The sequence below is a fragment of the Mesorhizobium sp. M2D.F.Ca.ET.226.01.1.1 genome (assembly GCF_004022705.2).
Lineage (GTDB): Bacteria > Pseudomonadota > Alphaproteobacteria > Rhizobiales > Rhizobiaceae > Mesorhizobium.
This window is the reverse complement of record NZ_RZOY02000042.1, coordinates 1-1109: the sequence shown is the minus strand read 5'-3', so window position 1 is coordinate 1109 and position 1109 is coordinate 1. Positions and strand designations below refer to the sequence as shown.

The following is a 1109-nucleotide window of genomic DNA, read 5'->3' as shown; positions in this document are numbered from 1 at the left end:
TTGATGGTGACGACGATGCCTGCACCGACGGTGCGGCCGCCTTCACGGATGGCGAAGCGCAGCTTCTCTTCCATCGCGATCGGCACGATCAGCTCGACGTCGACGGTGATGTTGTCGCCGGGCATCACCATCTCGGTGCCGGCCGGCAGCGTCACGATGCCCGTCACGTCCGTCGTGCGGAAGTAGAACTGCGGACGGTAGTTGGTGAAGAACGGCGTGTGACGGCCACCCTCGTCCTTGGTCAGGATGTAGGCTTCGGCCACGAACTTCTTGTGCGGCTTCACCGAACCGGGCTTGGCCAGAACCTGGCCGCGCTCGACGCCTTCACGGTCGACGCCGCGCAGCAGCGCGCCGATGTTGTCGCCGGCCTGGCCCTGGTCGAGCAGCTTGCGGAACATTTCCACGCCCGTGCAGGTCGTCTTGGTGGTCGGACGGATGCCGACGATCTCCAGTTCCTCGCCAACCTTGACCACGCCGCGCTCGACGCGGCCGGTCACGACCGTGCCGCGGCCCGAGATCGAGAACACGTCTTCGATCGGCATCAGGAACGGCTTGTCCAGCGGACGAACCGGGGTCGGGATGTAGGCGTCGACCTGAGCCATCAGCTCGCGGATGGCATCCTCGCCGATGGTCTTGTTCGAATCCTCAAGCGCGGCCAGCGCCGAGCCCTTGACGATCGGAATGTCGTCGCCGGGGAACTCGTTCTTCGACAAAAGCTCGCGAACCTCGAGCTCGACCAGCTCGAGCAGCTCGGCGTCGTCGACCTGGTCGACCTTGTTTAGGAACACCACGATCGAGGGCACGCCGACCTGACGGGCAAGCAGGATGTGCTCGCGGGTCTGCGGCATCGGGCCGTCGGCGGCCGACACGACCAGGATCGCGCCGTCCATCTGCGCGGCACCGGTGATCATGTTCTTCACATAGTCGGCGTGGCCGGGGCAGTCGACGTGGGCATAGTGACGGTTGGCCGTCTCATACTCGACGTGGGCCGTCGAGATCGTGATGCCGCGCGCCTTCTCTTCCGGCGCCGCGTCGATCTGGTCATAGCGCTTGTATTCGCCAAAATACTTCGTGATCGCCGCCGTCAGCGACGTCTTGCCATGATCGAC

Annotated in this window: 1 protein-coding gene; it reads right to left on the bottom strand. The window is 64.7% G+C overall.

Annotated elements, in window-relative coordinates:
• Window positions 1-1109: elongation factor Tu (gene tuf / locus EN869_RS33665; RefSeq protein ID WP_127230905.1), on the bottom strand; the 1109-nt coding region annotated here is incomplete at both ends.